The organism is Candidatus Woesearchaeota archaeon (assembly GCA_016192995.1).
GTDB lineage: Archaea > Nanobdellota > Nanobdellia > Woesearchaeales > DSVV01 > JACPTB01.
Genome location: JACPTB010000001.1, coordinates 124,167 through 140,702, shown reverse-complemented (window position 1 = coordinate 140,702; position 16,536 = coordinate 124,167). Strand labels below are relative to the sequence as shown.

Below are 16,536 nucleotides of genomic sequence, written 5' to 3'. Positions count from 1 at the left end.
TCATCACTTTTTTTCTGTACGGGCAAAAGAAAAGATGCCTTGGATCTTTTTCATAAGCGCTTCAATAGTATCAAGACATTTTTTTAATCCAGCTTCAGCAGTTTTATAATCTTCAGCAGTAATGCTGATATGGTAGGTTCCTGCTCCTAAATATTTAATCAAGAGATGTTCCCCACCAGCTTTTTGTCCTTGAAGCAAAGCATCTTTAATTACTTCGACACCAGTATCAGCATAGCTTTTTAACTGCAGTCTTCCCTGCAATAATACTTCAGGAGGCTTTATTCGCTGGCTAATAAGTTTAGCAAGCTTTTCAGCAATATCAGGCGCTAATCCTAATCCAGTTAATGATGTTTCATTGCGGGAAACCTCTTGAAAACAAGGATGCAGCATATCATATTTTTGAAATATTTTATCAGTAATCTCATCATATAATTTTCTGACCTCTTTTTTGAGTTCTCGGGCAAGCATTTCAATAATTTTTTCAGCAATTGCTTCTTGTTTTAATTGATTAACTTTGGTTCGCTGCTGGCCTTCAGAAACTCTTCTTAAGGATAAATCAATATGCCCACGTTCTCGGTCAACGCGCAAAACAACGCAGACAATTTTTTTTCCTTCTTTAACAAAATCGCGGATATTTCTAATTCTTCCTGGCGCAATTTCACTGATGTGAATCATACCAGATTTATTATCATATTCATCCAAATTAGCAAAGACAGCATTATACTGAATCTTCGTAACAGTGCACATAACTAATTCAGATTCTTCTGGTATGCCTGCTTTTCGATATAACATTTATTCTAAAACCTCTAAAACACGCGCTTTAATCCGTGACTTGCCGCCTGTTGGCTCAACAAGCACTTTCTCACAAACTAAGCAAATAACTTTGTTAGAACTCTTGCCAAACGTAATCTGCTCGTTTTTACATTTAGGACACCTAACTTTGATGAATTTACTCTTTGGTTCTTTAATTGCTCTCATATGATAACCTCCCTATTCACCTATCGTTTTATTGTATAATCCCCTATAAATACCTTGAAAAGCCCATTCTTTTTAAAGCTTTTCGATTAATTTTGGTGAATAAATGTCTATTGGTACTGTTTTATTCTATCTATTATTTCTTGTTTTATTTCAGTATTTTTATATATCTTTTCAATCTCATCAAAATTTCCACATTCTTTTGGATGAAGAAAACAATCTATCAGCAATTTTTCATTGTCAGCAATAAAAACTTCTCCTTCATCAGTGTTTTCTTTTTTATAGCCAAAAAAATATTTCATAGGTACAAATTTAATAGTATACTGTTCGAACACAATATTTTTTACTCTTCTTGTTGTTGCGATCTGAATCGTGTTTAAAATTTGTTCTGTATATCCTAAATAAGAGGATGCTGACCAGAATGAGATATAACAAGGATACGTAATATTGCTTCCTATGACAAAAATATTTGTTTTTGCAGTATAAGCATTTCTGGTGATTTGCTTGATAACTCCATTGTACTAAATTAAAAATTTAGTAAGTCCAACTCAGTAGCCACTTCAACCGAGTAACAAAAGGCACATAATTTTAGCATGTTAATCACTAATTAGTAGTCATATAACAATAATCTTTATAAATTATAAGTGATTTCCCATTCCTATGGTGGTTGATAGTAGAGATGGTACTCTAGAAGATGGCACTTTAGAACACGTGATTGATGCTGTTATTAGTGGTCATTCTGAACAAGGTTATCCTGGGTATGAGGTTGATATTGCTAAAGAACTTGATGCTCCACGATATGCTTATAGTGGTAAAAATCAAGATGCTTTCCGTGCTTTTTTCATACGTGATGGAGAAGGAAGAATTAAATATAATATAGGTATGGTTGCAGATGGTGTAAGTCATGGAGGTTTTGGAGAAATAGCAGCCAATCTTGCAATAGGTATTGTTTCAGAATATTTAGCAAATAAATTATCAGATACTAGTAAAGGTACTGAACCTATTGCTGTTGATGCTTCTAAAGCACAACTTGAACAATATATTAGAGAAGCAATGGATGTTGCTAACGAAGTGATTAGAAAAGTAAGGGAAGATTTACTTACCAACAAAACTATTACTGCTCAAAATGAAACTCTTGATATTCTTCTGGATGCACGTAAGTCTTATTTTGAAGCTTCACAAGATATAGTTAGAACTATTGTTGGAAGTGTAAAAACAGAAGTTGTTAAATCAAGAATTGTAGAACTGGGAAAAGATAAAGAGTTTACTCTAAGTAAGGATATAACTGTCAAAGGCAAAACCTACTTTAAAGCAGGGGATAAAGTAATCAATCCAGAGGATAAACGATTATCAACAGGATTTGATGTTGTTGTTGAAAGATATGATCATGAAAAAGGAGAAGTTGATACTGTTATTGGTCATACTGGCGATACAAGAACCTATCTCTGCACTAAGGATGTTGCAGGAACTACAGATGTGCGACAACTAACAACAGATATTACTTTTGGAACATATTGTAATGATTCACGCTTAGCAAAAGATAAGGGTGTGGTCATTTCAGGACTTGGCCATCATGATGATCTTTTAAAACCTTATGCATGGGAAACACATGATGGTAAACCTGTTATTGTAAAGTCAGATGATAGAAGAGAAGATGTTCCTGTTCGTTTCACTCATCCTAAATATGAAGTAGGTTCTCGAACAGATAAACTTGTTATTGATCTTGAACGGCTTGTTGTTGTTTGTTCAGATGGTGTTTATAACAAAAATAAAGCGTCATTAAATGCAGATGGAACATTTAAAATTCCGTTCCTTGAAAAAGAGGTAATTTCTGATGGTACAGAATCAAATCCATCACCTCGTGAACGCGCTGCTTCAATAGCAACAGAAATAGTTGAAGCAAAACGTGCAGAGAGAACAGTAAAACCAATCACTCCAGAACATGGGAAAGGAGAACTTAAAGGTAAGTATTATTTAGATGACACAACAGCTGTTGTAATAAGAAGCAGATTACACCCAGCAGAAACAATTCATAGTCACACCGGTTCAGACGCAACTCCACCAAAAGGAACACCAGCTTTTGATGATAGAACAGTAATTGGTTATTCATTAAGAGTAGTTGAACCAACCACAGGTAATACCTTGAGAAATTTGGAAGGTGCAGAAATAAAAGGATTTTATACGTTGGATGATTTAACAAAGCGAGGCGTTGAAAAAGCAGTATTTATAGGGAGAAAAGAGGACAAATGCCATATTGTAATTCCTGACCAGAGAATTTCAGGTGTTCATGCTAAAATATATGCAGATCGTGCAACAGGAAAGGTTTTTTTAGAAGATGCTGGCAGTAAAAATGGAACTTTTCTTGAAACTGATCTTGAACATAAACTAACGCAACCAGTAGAAGTATCAAAAGCCACCACTTTTGTTCTTAGTTATTTTGTCAAAGATGGTACAGCAGAAAAAGCATGCAAACTAGAAGTAACACCAGTTTATGAAGATGAAATCCAAGTAGTTGGCTATAGAGTTATCGTAACAAATTCTGATACAGGAGTTGTGGTGAGAGAAGCTAAATACAGTGTAAATTTAATGCATTCAGGTATAAGAATTGGAAACAAAGAATTTAGAGACATTTGTTTAGAACAACTTGTTGCAGAAGATCATGGATTTCTTCAAGTAAGTGGAAGTGGCTGTAGTGTTATATTCAGAATAGAAGGAAACGCAGAAACATATCGAGTAAATGATGATCTTCAACCAGTCCGGGACAAAAAACTTAGTGGAAGACAAAATCTGCAATTAGGACAATATCTTAATTTAGAGGGGAGATTCAATGTCCGTGTTGTTCCTGAATATGGGATTCCTGAACATGAAATCGAAGTAGAACTAGAAGTTGTTGAAGAAGGAGCATCAGAAACTCCGCCAGTATTACCGAATGCAACTCAGCCTCAACGCAGACAACTAGGTGACATAGCTGGACTTGAAGAACCAAGACAAGTTCTCATAGCAGGTCCAGTTGTTGATTTAAGAACAGATGACGACAGAAGAAGTCGTAGGGTAGAAGGTGGCGCTGATGGTGTATATTTAGCTAGTGATGTTATAGAAGATCTAAGCAGAACACGAACTGATATTCGATTAGCTGACGCACAACAAAAAAAAACTCCTGATCCAACAAAAGATGTAAATGCTTCTGTAGGTACAGTCGAAATATATACAAATGTTCCAGTAGATAAAGTTCACGAAATAGTTAGCAAAAGATATACAACTGTTCCAGTAGGTACAGTCGAAAAAGAACCATTTTATCAAACACATCCAATTGCTACAGCAGTTGCTATTGGTGTAGCTGCAATAAGTGGTATGGTGTATGCAATAGCAACTAGAGATACTACTTTAGCTGACCGTTTAAATGAATCAGTCGTTGAATCAAGACACATAAGAGATGCTGAAACTGAATCAGAAAGAGAAGGAGCAGGATTAGAACAAACAGCTGCATCGTACTCTCCTCAATCTGAACCACGAGCAATGGATCTTGAAACAGCCCAAGCTCGAAGAGAACCAGATAATAATCCTTATGCTGCTGAAACAGTTGACGGAGTTTCATTGACACCTGTTCGTGTTGGTGATAGATTATTTTACCTAGCTGCTCCTCAGAAAGAAGGGTTAACCGTAGATGCACTAGTTAAAGCTTATAACTCCGGAAAAGGCGATGTATGCCAACCAGTAGGTGCTGATAGCATGGGAATATTAAGTAGTGATGGAAAAGTATATCATCTTCAATCAGGAAACATTGGAAACGTTGGAAAGTCTGAAGTTTTAAAAGATGCAAGATATATAGGTGAATGTAGAACTCTTGTTAAATGAATTATTTTTTAGCAAATTCAATCCCTGGTAATTTTTCAAATTCTTTATCACCAGTGACAAAAATAAGATTATGCTGTCGAGCAAATATATAACCAATTGCGTCAAAAAAAGAAAGATTTTTTTTACGATATTTAAATCTAAAATCAGCTGCTTTGATCAACAAAGAAATAGTCACGGGTTTTGAATAGGGCTGTAGTTTTTTAAACCAGTATTCTGCTAGGTGATATTGATTATCTTTTACTTCTTTCAATAAGACATAATAAAACTCTGTAAGGGTAAGGTCATTTATAATAAAATCTTCATCTAAATATTGACTAAACTTATGATTACAATGAGCAATTTCAACAAGTGCATAGGTATCAAGATACTTCATTTTAACCACTTTCCTGCTAAATCTTTTCTTGCTTCTTTAATGAGCGCTTCTGTTGATTTTGTGAACTTTAATGCTCCATAAAGTTCTCTGAGAACTGTTCCTTTTTTTTCTACTGCAAGGTTAAGCTCATCACCTGGTTTTATATTTTGCTGCCGAACAACTGAACTGGGTAGAACAACTGCTACTGAGTTCCCCCATTTTTTCGTTTTTACGAGCAATTCCATTTGTATCACCTTTAGGTATAACTAAGTATCACTGTTAGGTATAACTTATATAAAAAGGTTTCTTTTAAACTCTTCTCTTAAACTTCTTTTCTAAATCATACAAACTATAATGGATCATAGAAGGTCTTCCATGAGGGCAGGAATAAGGATTCTTGCAGCTGAATAATTCTTGTAATAATGCATACAACTCGGGCATTTCAAGAATATCATGCGCTTTAACAACGCTTCTGCATGCTGCCATCGCAATTCGTTCTTCTTTAACTAAGCTAATGGTTTTAAGTTCGCCGCTTCCTAATTCACCAATTATTGCTAAAACTATATTTTTATCTTGTTGCCGCGCAAAAATGCTTGGCAAACTTCGAACAAGAAACGTATTCTTTCCAAACTCTTCTATAAAAATTCCACAGTTCTCTAAAATGCTTATATTATTAATAACCACATCAGTTTCTAAAGCGCTTAATTCAAGCATAATAGGCTGCAGCAATTGCTGTACTTTAATAGCTTTATTCTGATATTGCTGCATAAATTTTTCAAACATAACTCTTTCATGTGCAGCATGCTGGTCAATGAGCAGCATTCCTTTATCATCTTCAGCAATAATAAAGGTCTGATAAATTCTCCCCAATATTCTTATCCCCACTTCTTTTTTCCTGAGCAGATCAACATCTTCATCAAGGTACAGCTGTTCTTCTTGAGGGAATGGATCAATAACCAGTTTTGCATTGATGTCGCGAGGAAAATCTTGCTTATTGCTGAACATTTCAGGAACAAGATTATGTTCTTTCAATGTTTTTATCACAGCATTTTTAACACTGATATAAACATCTGATTCTTTTTCTATTCTGATTTGCGCTTTTGTTGGATGCACATTAACATCTATTTTTTTTGGATCAATAGTTACATTCAAGACAAACACAGGATGTTTTCCATGAAATAATAAGCTCCCATAACCGTCATAGACTGCTTTCTGAATAAGATAATTGTGGACAAATCTCTTATTAACAAAAATGCTCTGGAAATTCTTATCATTTCTCGCTTTTCCAGGAATTGAAATAAATCCTGAAACATGGAGATCAAAAAAAGAAAAATCAACTGGCAGTAAATCTCCGCATAATCCTCTTCCATATACTGAAGCAATATTGGTAAGGACATCTTCGGTGGAAGGAGCATTAAGCACTTCTTTTTCATTATGAATCAAAGTAATATTGATTTCAGGATGAATCAGTGCATAGTGTGTTACTAATTCAAGAATATACCTAAATTCAGTGGCAATAGTTTTTTGATGTTGTTTTCGAGCAGGAACATTGAAAAAAAGATTATGCACTGAAATAGCAGTGCCTTTGTTGGCTGCAACTGATTTTTTCTGCACTATATCTCCAGAAACAACTTCAAGATAGGTGCCAGTATCTTCTTCAGCAGTTTTAGTAACAAGTTCCATGCTGCTTACTGAAGCAATGCTTGCAAGCGCTTCCCCCCTAAAACCAAGAGATTTTATGTTAAACAAATCATTGAGCGTTTCGATTTTAGAAGTCGTATGCCGTTTGAGAGCAAGTTCTGCTTCATCAGAGGAAATGCCGCAACCATTGTCAGATATTTTAATCAGTGACTTTCCACCTTCTATAACCGAAATAATGATGGTCCTTGCATGCGCATCAATAGCATTTTCCACTAATTCTTTGACTACTGAAGCAGGCCGTTCAATGACTTCTCCAGCTGCTATTTTATTTATAAGGTCCTGATCAAGCTCTTTTATAACACCCATGAATGAGGGGAAAACCCAAATATTTATAATGTTTTAGATATAGCGATAATCCATGGAAACAGATAAGATCAAAATCAATGTAATGATGCAGAATAAGGTCATTCAAGAAATCATTGAAAAAGCAAAAAAAGATAAACAGGTATTAGCTGTAAGCATATTCGGCAGTGTTGCAAGAGGAGAACAATATTCCCGCGATATTGATATTTGTATTTTTCTGAAGCCTCATAAGTATACTTCTTATGAATTATCAGGTAAATTGTTAGAATATGCTCATCATAATGAAAAGTATGACGTTCAAATCTTTCAGCATCTTCCATTGTACATCAGAATACCAATAATCAATGAAGGGAAAATCATCTTCTGTAAAGATGAAGATGCCTTGTATGATCTTTATTTTGGAACACTTCGTGATTATGAACATTTTAAACCCATTTATGAAGGTTATCTGGAGGCTGTTCTTAATGAATAAAAAGAGAATTACCTCATTGCTTGATTTTTTAGATCAATATAACCAAGAATTAGAAGAACATCTTCCTGAATCTTATCAAGAGTATGTCTCTCAACAAAAGAGATATTGTGAAAGGTTATTGCAATTATTGATTGAGGTTTGTATTGATGTTTGCCAAGCAATTATTAGAGAATTAAAACTTGGTCTGCCTTCTGATGAAGACAATATGTTTAAGACGCTATATGAAAAAAAAATTATTTCTGAAGAGATGGCGCTTAAACTTAAAAACATGAAAGCATTTAGGAATGTGTTAATCCACCATTATACTAAGATAGAGGATCAAAGAGTTTATGATAATATTATGGAGAATAGAAAGGATTTTCTAGAATTTAAAAATGAGATTAAGGAATATTTAAAAACTCTCAAAAAGTAGTTGAAATATCATTTTTGTCTATAAAACTCAATATTTTATTTGTAATCTCTGTTTGATGCTCGCTTTCTAATATTGCGTGTCTTCTGGTATCATATTCAACAAACTGAAATGGCTATTTTGGTGATGTTTAAGAAAATCCTTTTTCCACCCTGTGTCAATGAGAAAATCGTGTTTTGCAAATAAAAATAACATCGGAAAAAAACAAGTTTTAATTCTTTCGTGAAAATTTTTACTTTTGGTAAAGTACATATCTATCGCTCTTAAAGGTATTTTCGAATAGGTGGTGCCTTTAATGACACGAGGATGATTTTTCTCTTTTTTATAATAATAATGAGGATAAAATGTTTAGAGAAAAGAGATTATTCCTTGGTATAACCATTCTTTTCGCACTTTAAGCGCAGTTCCGAGGAAAATCATTCCTTTAATATATTTTTTAGCAACAGCATCAAGAGCAATATTTGCGCCAAATGATTCAGCAATAACTATTACTTGTTTATATTGTTTGATAATTGGTTTAATATACCTTTTCAAGAAATCAACAAGATGCTGATAGGAAACTTTTGTTAAATCTTCGGGTACAGTTCCATGTCCAGGTAATAAAGGGTTATATACTATGTATTTTTTTCGTTTTAATCGCTTTTCTAAGTCATCAAATATTTGATTAGTAGCGCTTAACCCATGAACAAGGAGGATTGCAGTCATAGTTACCGGTCTAATTTCTACAAGAAGATATATAAAAGTTATGATATTTAGTAGTAAAAATAATAAACAATAGTGTGAAGCCTAAAGTGCGAGAGTAGGTTCGTGTTAAAGCTATGTTCGCTCAGGGCGTTAAACACGAATTCCGAGAGTTCAATAATTTTTAGCGACTACGACTGAGAGGAGGATATTTCTAAACGGACGAAAACGAACACGGGGGTGGAGCGGAAAATCTCCGATTTAAAAAGCCAAACATTAATAAATACTCACAATTCTACTATCTCTATGAAGGGTGAAGTTTTTTTTAATCATGAAAAATCGAAGATAGTCTGCGAAGATGTACTTTCAACAGATAAAATTCCTAAAAATAGTGTTGATTTAATTGTTACATCTCCACCTTATAATGTTGATATTAAATATAATTCTCATAATGACAAAATAAGTTATGAAAAATATTTAGAATTTAGTCATAAATGGTTGTCCAGATGTTTTGAATGGTTAAAAGATGATGGGAGATTATGTCTAAATATTCCCTTAGATAAAAATAAAGATGGTCAGCAGAGTGTTGGTGCAGATTTTACAACTATTGCAAAAAAAATAGGTTATAAGTATCATTCTACAATTATCTGGAATGAAGGAAATATTTCAAGAAGAACTGCTTGGGGTTCTTGGCTAAGTGCATCTGCTCCTTATGTAATTGCACCGGTAGAACTAATCCTAATTTTGTATAAGCAGGATTGGAAAAAGAAAGAAAAGAAAGAGTCAGATATAACTCGACAAGAATTTATGGATTGGACTAATGGTTTATGGACTTTTCAAGGGCAAAGTAAAAAAGGAGCTGGAGGTCATCCTGCACCGTTTCCCGTTGAGTTACCAAGAAGATGTATTAAATTATTTAGTTTTGTGGGAGATGTTGTTTTAGATCCTTTTATGGGAAGTGGTTCTACATTAATAGCTGCTGTTTCCAATAATAGAAAATCAATAGGAATTGATGTTGATGTAAAATATTGTGCTATAGCAAAAAAAAGGATAATTGCTGAAGCAAATCTTTTTGAAAAGAAATTACATGAAATGAAAGTCGAGAAAGAAAAACCCATCACTACAAAAAGAACGGATTTCAATCCTACTCAGAAATTGCTCGATGTTACTGTCAATTAAACAAACAATAAGGCATGATACAAATGGCAAAAACTAAGGAAGAAATGTCGCAAGCTGATTTAATTATGGAATATTATAAGAAACATCCTAAGAGAGAGATACCTCATCCTGAAATTGTTGACTGGGTTGTTGCTGAGTTTAAAAAAAGAATAGGAAAAGTATTTAGAGATCCTGACAGAGCAATTAGAAAATTATCGCAAGAAGGACAACTTATCAAAATAAATAAAGGAGTTTACAAATATGACCCTGATTTCGTACATAATAGAGAACTTGAAGATTTTACACCCGCACAAAAAGAAGAAATTTTTAAGAGAGATAATTATAGATGTGTAATCTGCGGTAGAGGAAAAGCAGATGGTATTGAAATTCAAGCAGACCATATTAAACCAAAAGAATTAGGCGGTAAAGCTGAAATTTCTAATGGACAAACTCTCTGTGCACAACATAATTTTCAAAAGAAATACTATAAACAAACTGAAACTGGAAAAAGAATGTTTATACGACTTTATGAACTTGCAAAAGCAAACAACGATAAAGAACTGATTAAATTCTGTGAAGATGTTCTACAAGTATATGAGAAAAATAATATTAATGGACATATAGTTTGGAAAAAATAACGACGAACACCCACCCCCTACGACTAACTAAAACAACTACGATGAAATGTCCCCCTTGATGTTTGTTCTTTATGTGTCGTTCTCGCTAATCATCGGAGTATATATTCTCTTAAACTCTTTTACATACAGTCGCCCTATAGTTGGATCATGAATAATAATCATATTTTCATCATTAACTTCAGTACCTCTTTTTGTTGGGTTATAACTTCCTGTAATAACAGTCTTTTCATCAATAATAAACACTTTGTGATGCATAGTTTTAGGATTATTATCAAAGATAACAGGAATTCCTGTTTTATTCAAGCTAAAAAAAGCGCTGTCCTTGCTTTGCGATCTTTTTTCAAAAACTCCTTTAATAGCAATGGTCTTGCCTGTTGTATTCACTTGATTAAATTTATTCAATAACTTTTCCTCAACGTTATCAGAAGTAAAACTAAACGTCATAAAATAAATGCTGTTTTCTGCTTTATCGAGTGTTTCTAAAAGATGTTCTTCACAGTCATCTTCAGGGCAGAAATAATTTTCAACCGTTATGTTATTAATGATAATTTCAGGATATTTGACTGCTTCACCTTTACCGAATTGCTCGGACCATAATTCTTCAAATTCATGTTCATAATTGCTTACGAGATATTGTGATGCAAAAACAAGAATATTATTGTTATTGTTAAAAAAATCATTATCTGTTGGATTTGCGCTCCCGGTAATAACAGTAGTATGGTCAATAATACAAAATTTATTATGCATATATTGCTTTTTGGTATCAACAACGATGCCTTCTCCATATATTTGATTATGAACATTATCACTGTCAATAACAAGCCTAACATCTATAATTCTACTTTTGTTAGCAAGCGATTGTATTACTGCGCTGTTATCTAAGTCATAGAATGCGCAATAAACTGTTTCTTGGGCGTTGGTAATAAGGTCAACAAAAACATCCTCACAAGCTGATGAAGGGCAAAAAGAGACATCAATACTTCCATTCTCTTGAGCAATTTGAGAACCCTGTTCACTTTGAGAACCTTGTTCACTGGCAGACGGGTAAATAGTGTAACCGGTAATTTCATATCTAAAATAATATAGTAAGACAACACCAACGATCAATAGTAAACTATATTTTGTTAGAGTTCTCAGCAATTTCATAAGATATTTAGCCTGAAAACTCCTTAATAAACCCATCGCTAAAAAAACATCAAAATTTCCGACAAAATTGGAAAGATTTCCGGGAAAAATCAAGTATTGGTAAATAGTCAGAAAACTTTATATAGTAACTCAATTATATACATTTGTATTCATTTGAGGGGTTGATTATGGGACAAAGAAATGTGACATTAAGTCTTGATGAAGATACCTACGAAAAATATAAAGAATTTTGTAAGAAAAATGCAGTGGCATTATCAAGAAGCATAGAAGTATTCATGGAAGAAAAAACAAAAAAAGTGGAAAAATGAGCCAAGAACTTTTATCTTTAGGTCAAGCATCGCAATGGGCAAGCGATTATTTAGATAGACCTGTAACTACTTCAAATATAAGCTATCTTATTCAATATGCAAAAATTAAAAAGTATTTGGATGAAGAAAAGAAAATAAAAATTAATTTAGATGAACTGAAGCAATATTATGATGAACATTTAGTAAAAAAACAAGAATCTTGGAAAAGTCAATTAGGAAATGATTTAAACTGGGGATTATCTTTCTCTCAATTAAGAGAATCTGACACAACTAAGCACGTTCATAGATTGCATCCCTATAAAGGAAAGTTTATACCTCAATTAGTTGAGTACTTTTTAGATTCCCATTTAAATGACTACAAAAAACAGATTTTCTTTAAATCTGGAAACATCATTCTTGATCCATTTATGGGGAGTGGTACAACGTTGGTACAATCCTCAGAATTAGGGTTACATTCCATAGGTATTGACATTTCAGATTTTAACTGTATGATTTCTAAAGTTAAGTTAGATGAATATGATATTTTCAAGTTAAACTATACTTTAAAGAATAATTTAACTCAAACTATTAATTTTAGTAATAAAGTGTTTGATGATACATTTGACTTTGAACTTAAAGAAAAACTGAATGAGTTTAACAAAAGATTCTTCCCAAATCCAGAATTTAAAAGAAGAGTGTTTAAGGGAGAACTTGAGGAAGAAAAATACGGAGACGAAAAACTAAAGCAATTCCTTAAAGAAAATAAAGAGTTTTTTGAAAAGAATGGAACTAAAGATAAAACAATACTTCTTGACGAAAAAAAGATGAATAGTTTCTTGTCAAAATGGTTCTAAAAGAGAGTTAAACAAGAATTATTTTATTACTTAAAATTAATTGAGAATGAAAAAGATGAGAAAATAAAGAATATTATGAGAATAGTATTAAGCAGAACTGCGAGGTCATGCAGGGCAACAACCCATTCAGATTTAGCAACATTAAAAGAGCCACAAACAGGACCATATTACTGCAGAAAGCATAAAAAAATATGCACTCCACTAAATACCATAAACGGGCATTTGAGAAGATATACGTTTGATACAATTGCACGATTAAAGGATTTTTCAAATATCAAGAAGAAAGTATATACAGGTGTTATTCATGGAGATTCAAGAGAAGCTGATATTTTTGGAGAAATCAAAAAGCAAAATCCTGACTTTTACAAGCTTTTAGTAAATAAAAAAATAGATGGAATTTTTACTTCTCCACCTTATGTTGGTCAAATAGATTACCATGAGCAACATGCTTACGCTTACGAGTTATTTGGCATTTCAAGAAAAGACAATAAAGAAATAAGTCCTTTATTTAAAGGTCAAGGACAAAAAGCGAAAGATGAGTATGTTGAAGGCATAAGTAAGGTTTTCATAAACATAAGTCAATTTATTAAAGATAATGGAGATTTCTTTATTGTAGCTAATGATAAATATAATCTCTATCCAAGAATCGCAGAGAAAAGTGGTTTAAAGATAGTTGAGCAGTTTAAAAGACCTGTTTTGAATAGAACAGAAAGAGATAGACAACCTTATGCTGAGATTATATTTCATATGATAAAGGCATGATTATTAGGGAATTACTCCTTTTTCTTGAGCGAATTTTAATAATTGTGGAAAATCTTTTTCAGGAATAAATGGACAATAGTGTGAGTTAAGATTTGCTCTTTTGTGAAAATTGCCTGAAAAAATGGTTTGTATTCAGTTTCAGCACTATAATTATCAATTTTTGAAAGGATTACACCTTTTACAAGTTCTTTTACCTTTTTTCTTGTTTCGGACTTCATCTTATCGTAAATATCAATTTTATTTATAAATACTTTTAAAACAGTAAAACTAATTATTCTGATTGCCCTTCCAAACAATAATATTTCCTCTGCCTTTTTTAATCTTTTGCACGATTCCCTTTGTTTCCATTTCAGTAATAATCAATGAAATCTTTGCTTCAGATAAAGGAATTTGCTTTCTAATTTCTTTTTGAGTAACACGTTGCTGTTCTTTGAGTAGTGCAGTGATTTGTTGAAAATATTTATCTCCTTGGGTTGTTTCGAATAATGGTTGTTCGCCCTGGGAAAGGTTAGTATCTGCCGCTGCTGAAAAGGCTAGAGATGCCTTTTGTTGAGTTTCTTGCTTTTGATTTTGCTCCTGACTCTTTTCATCTTTTGCTGGTTTTGATTGTTTTTTTCCTGTTTTCTTCTTATTCTTTTTGCCATTACGCAATTTTTCTTTTTGTTCATCTGTTACTTCCTTTTCAGCATGTTTAATATAATAAATTATTATGATTAACAAGAGAAAAGCTGCTACAGCAAATATAACTTTATAGGGTGTTTTCTTTTCTTCATAAGGATCAAAATTTTCAGGCAAGTCCTGGATAAGTTTTTGTTCCTGTTCAAATGAAGGAAATAAAATAAGATCTACAAGGTAATCTCCTTCTTTATCAATAACAATCTTTTCCGAAGCTGCATCTCGCAATACATTATCTTCATAGCGTTTAGCTTCAAGGAGATATTCTCCAAATCCAATGGTAAAATGATAGGTTCCCTCTTTTGAGATGTATTTCTGCGGCGGCACTGAATCAATAGTGACGATAATATTATCTCCTTTTTTAAGAGAATAATCATATATCGTTCCTGAAATAGTAGCGCCAAATATTTGAGGTGCTAAAAACATAACAAGAATAACGCCAACGATCAAGATAAAAATATGCTTCATACTAACAATAATGTTGTTTATGTATAAAAAGGTTGTTACTTATTAAGATTTTTTAAACTAGTTATTATGCTAAATAACCAGTAAAAAAATCTTAATAAAGAAAAAGAAGCTTATTTTAGCTTTTATAAAGCTTTATATCCTGTTATAAAGCTTTAATATAAGTTTTTTGAAAGAATATTTATAAACAAGACACGCTACTAAGCATATATCAGTTGCAAACAACTGATAGGTTTAGGCTATCTTTGCATGAGCTAATGCTCAGTGGTGTGGTGTGAAAGCACCACACCTTTTATTTTTTTTAAAGATAGCCCAGAGTCAAATACTTTGCTTTTCAAAGTGCCTAAACAACTAGCGAAAGCTCTTTAAGGAGGATGAGAAGATGTACGAAATGAAAAGAATCTATGTGGTATTGGTTGTATTGTTATATATGATAGGAGTAGTTCCTCTTGTAGCTGCAGAGTCAGGTACGGGAGATGAAAATACAGGAAGTGACACTTCTTCTGGAGAAGTATCAGGAAATGTTGAAGCAGAAGCTTCAGCTGAAGCTGAAATCGGATATGATAATAATGGTAAAGATACCTATGGTGAAAAACAAAGGGAAAAGATCAAAGAAATGAAAGAAAGGAGAAAAGAATATGAAGAAAAGTTAAAAGATAATTTTAAAGAAGCTAAAGCTGATTGGTTTATGAAAAAAGGGTTTGAAGAACTATCAGATGAACAAAAGAGAAAGCTGAAATATGCAGTTCAACAGCATAAAGCAGATTTTCTTGGAAAGATGAATGAACATCAAGCTGAAGTTCTAGCCCATATGGATAGAGCAGATTTACAAGTGTTTATGCAAGCATGCAAAGACAACGAAGATGCATGCAGAGAAAGGCTTGATAAGATGAAGCTTAAAAAAGCCCAAGTAAAGGAAAGGCTTGCAATTCAAGATTTGAAAAAAGTAAGGCTGCGATACCTACAAGCTGAAAAGAAATTTGAGCGGGCAGAACAGCATGCTGAAGAAGCGCGCAAGAAATTCCTTGAACTTAAAGAAAAAGGCGCAAGTGATGAAGAAATTCTTGAACAGGCAAAAGAATTTGTCATACAATCATCTGAACGGCTGCAAGCACATTTAGAAAAAATCCTTGAAAAAGTAGAAGAAAATAATTATGATGACAAAGCAGTTGATGAGCTTGAAGCAGCAGTCGAAAGATTGGATAAAATCATTGAACAGGCAAGACTTGCCACAACTAAAGAAGAAATAAGAGCGCAAGCGCAGGAACTAAAACATATTTACAAGCTTTTTAAGCATAGAATAAAAGTGCATGCTCAACGTTCATTACAGGGAGCAGCTCAGGGATTATTTCAAAGTTCAGAGAAAGCAGTTGCAGCATTAGAATGCGCTGAAGAAAAGCTTGAAACAAGTGTTGACACTGCAAATTTAATGCAAGTTATTAAGCAAATAGTTGAGAAACAAGCTTCTGCTAAAGAGCATTATGAACAAGCCCAGAAATTTTTTGACAAGGCAAGATCTTCAGAAGACGGTGAACAAGCTCAAAGAAGTATAGATGCTGCTAAAAAAGAGCTGAGCAAGGCATTTGAAGCAATGCACGATGTACCAAAGTTTATGCAGCAAGGAATTAAGTTTGTTAACAGCAATCAACCTGGATTGTTAGGCGAATGCCGAGGATCATTGCAGGACAAAGAAGAGTATGAAATCACTGAATCTGAAGAAGAAGTGGAAGAAGCAGTAGTTGATATAAGTGCTAAAGTTACTGGAGAAGCAGAAACAAATGTTGCAGTAACAGTCCAATAAAA

17 protein-coding genes and 1 pseudogene are annotated in these 16,536 nt (G+C 33.2%); 8 read left to right on the top strand and 10 right to left on the bottom strand.

What is annotated here, in order from left to right; all coding sequences use genetic code 11:
- Nucleotides 1-3: 3 nt before the first annotated feature.
- The 3 genes from HYY69_00730 to HYY69_00720 all read right to left on the bottom strand — a co-directional run bounded on the left by HYY69_00730 (nt 4) and on the right by HYY69_00720 (nt 1,310).
- Nucleotides 4-792 (bottom strand): translation initiation factor IF-2 subunit alpha, encoded by a 789-nt coding sequence (locus HYY69_00730; protein MBI3031971.1) that lies wholly within the window; start codon nt 790-792, stop codon nt 4-6.
- Nucleotides 793-978 carry a 30S ribosomal protein S27e gene (locus HYY69_00725; GenBank protein MBI3031970.1) on the bottom strand — a complete coding sequence of 62 codons (186 nt, stop codon included), beginning with the start codon at nt 976-978 and terminating at the stop codon, nt 793-795.
- 107 nt (nt 979-1,085) lie between these two features.
- Nucleotides 1,086-1,310 carry a hypothetical protein gene (locus HYY69_00720; GenBank protein ID MBI3031969.1) on the bottom strand — a complete coding sequence of 75 codons (225 nt, stop codon included), beginning with the start codon at nt 1,308-1,310 and terminating at the stop codon, nt 1,086-1,088.
- Nucleotides 1,311-1,635: 325 nt separating this feature from the next.
- Between HYY69_00720 and HYY69_00715 the strand changes: the two genes are divergently transcribed.
- Entirely contained in the window at nt 1,636-4,830 is a 3,195-nt protein-coding gene (locus HYY69_00715) for an FHA domain-containing protein (GenBank protein ID MBI3031968.1), read from the top strand.
- Nucleotide 4,831: 1 nt separating this feature from the next.
- Here the strand turns inward: HYY69_00715 and HYY69_00710 are convergent, their stop codons facing one another.
- The 3 genes from HYY69_00710 to mutL form a co-directional block, all read right to left on the bottom strand.
- A complete protein-coding gene (locus HYY69_00710; protein MBI3031967.1) occupies nt 4,832-5,203 on the bottom strand; it encodes a PIN domain-containing protein in 372 nt (123 codons plus the stop codon).
- A complete protein-coding gene (locus HYY69_00705; GenBank protein MBI3031966.1) occupies nt 5,200-5,427 on the bottom strand; it encodes an AbrB/MazE/SpoVT family DNA-binding domain-containing protein in 228 nt (75 codons plus the stop codon). The genes HYY69_00710 and HYY69_00705 overlap by 4 nt, the downstream gene beginning before the upstream one ends.
- A gap of 64 nt (nt 5,428-5,491) precedes the next feature.
- On the bottom strand, nt 5,492-7,189 hold the full coding sequence (mutL, locus tag HYY69_00700) for a DNA mismatch repair endonuclease MutL (GenBank protein ID MBI3031965.1): 1,698 nt from the start codon (nt 7,187-7,189) through the stop codon (nt 5,492-5,494).
- Between the two features lie 52 nt (nt 7,190-7,241).
- Here mutL and HYY69_00695 point away from each other — a divergent pair, with 52 nt between their 5' ends.
- Nucleotides 7,242-7,658 carry a nucleotidyltransferase domain-containing protein gene (locus HYY69_00695; protein ID MBI3031964.1) on the top strand — a complete coding sequence of 139 codons (417 nt, stop codon included), beginning with the start codon at nt 7,242-7,244 and terminating at the stop codon, nt 7,656-7,658.
- Nucleotides 7,651-8,070 (top strand): DUF86 domain-containing protein, encoded by a 420-nt coding sequence (locus HYY69_00690; GenBank protein MBI3031963.1) that lies wholly within the window; start codon nt 7,651-7,653, stop codon nt 8,068-8,070. Before HYY69_00695 ends, HYY69_00690 begins: the two co-directional genes overlap by 8 nt.
- A gap of 345 nt (nt 8,071-8,415) precedes the next feature.
- On the opposite strand, the gene HYY69_00685 is transcribed toward HYY69_00690, so the two are convergent.
- Nucleotides 8,416-8,772, bottom strand: coding sequence for an alpha/beta fold hydrolase (locus tag HYY69_00685; protein ID MBI3031962.1), 357 nt, complete (start codon nt 8,770-8,772; stop codon nt 8,416-8,418).
- A gap of 282 nt (nt 8,773-9,054) precedes the next feature.
- Here HYY69_00685 and HYY69_00680 point away from each other — a divergent pair, with 282 nt between their 5' ends.
- Nucleotides 9,055-9,927: a site-specific DNA-methyltransferase gene (locus HYY69_00680; GenBank protein MBI3031961.1), complete on the top strand. Its 873-nt coding sequence runs from the start codon at nt 9,055-9,057 to the stop codon at nt 9,925-9,927.
- A 44-nt stretch (nt 9,928-9,971) separates the two neighbouring features.
- Nucleotides 9,972-10,544: an HNH endonuclease gene (locus HYY69_00675; protein ID MBI3031960.1), complete on the top strand. Its 573-nt coding sequence runs from the start codon at nt 9,972-9,974 to the stop codon at nt 10,542-10,544.
- Between the two features lie 69 nt (nt 10,545-10,613).
- On the opposite strand, the gene HYY69_00670 is transcribed toward HYY69_00675, so the two are convergent.
- A complete protein-coding gene (locus HYY69_00670; protein MBI3031959.1) occupies nt 10,614-11,690 on the bottom strand; it encodes a hypothetical protein in 1,077 nt (358 codons plus the stop codon).
- 167 nt (nt 11,691-11,857) lie between these two features.
- Here HYY69_00670 and HYY69_00665 point away from each other — a divergent pair, with 167 nt between their 5' ends.
- Nucleotides 11,858-11,998 (top strand): hypothetical protein, encoded by a 141-nt coding sequence (locus tag HYY69_00665; GenBank protein MBI3031958.1) that lies wholly within the window; start codon nt 11,858-11,860, stop codon nt 11,996-11,998.
- Nucleotides 11,995-13,593 (top strand): annotated as a pseudogene (locus HYY69_00660) (site-specific DNA-methyltransferase). The gene HYY69_00665 and the pseudogene HYY69_00660 overlap by 4 nt, the downstream one beginning before the upstream one ends.
- 35 nt (nt 13,594-13,628) lie before the next feature.
- On the opposite strand, the gene HYY69_00655 reads toward HYY69_00660, so the two are convergent.
- Entirely contained in the window at nt 13,629-13,811 is a 183-nt protein-coding gene (locus HYY69_00655) for a hypothetical protein (protein ID MBI3031957.1), read from the bottom strand.
- A gap of 49 nt (nt 13,812-13,860) precedes the next feature.
- Nucleotides 13,861-14,736, bottom strand: coding sequence for a hypothetical protein (locus tag HYY69_00650; GenBank protein ID MBI3031956.1), 876 nt, complete (start codon nt 14,734-14,736; stop codon nt 13,861-13,863).
- Nucleotides 14,737-15,115: 379 nt separating this feature from the next.
- On the opposite strand from HYY69_00650, the gene HYY69_00645 reads away from it, so the two are divergent.
- Entirely contained in the window at nt 15,116-16,534 is a 1,419-nt protein-coding gene (locus HYY69_00645; GenBank protein MBI3031955.1) for a hypothetical protein, read from the top strand.
- Nucleotides 16,535-16,536: the final 2 nt, after the last annotated feature.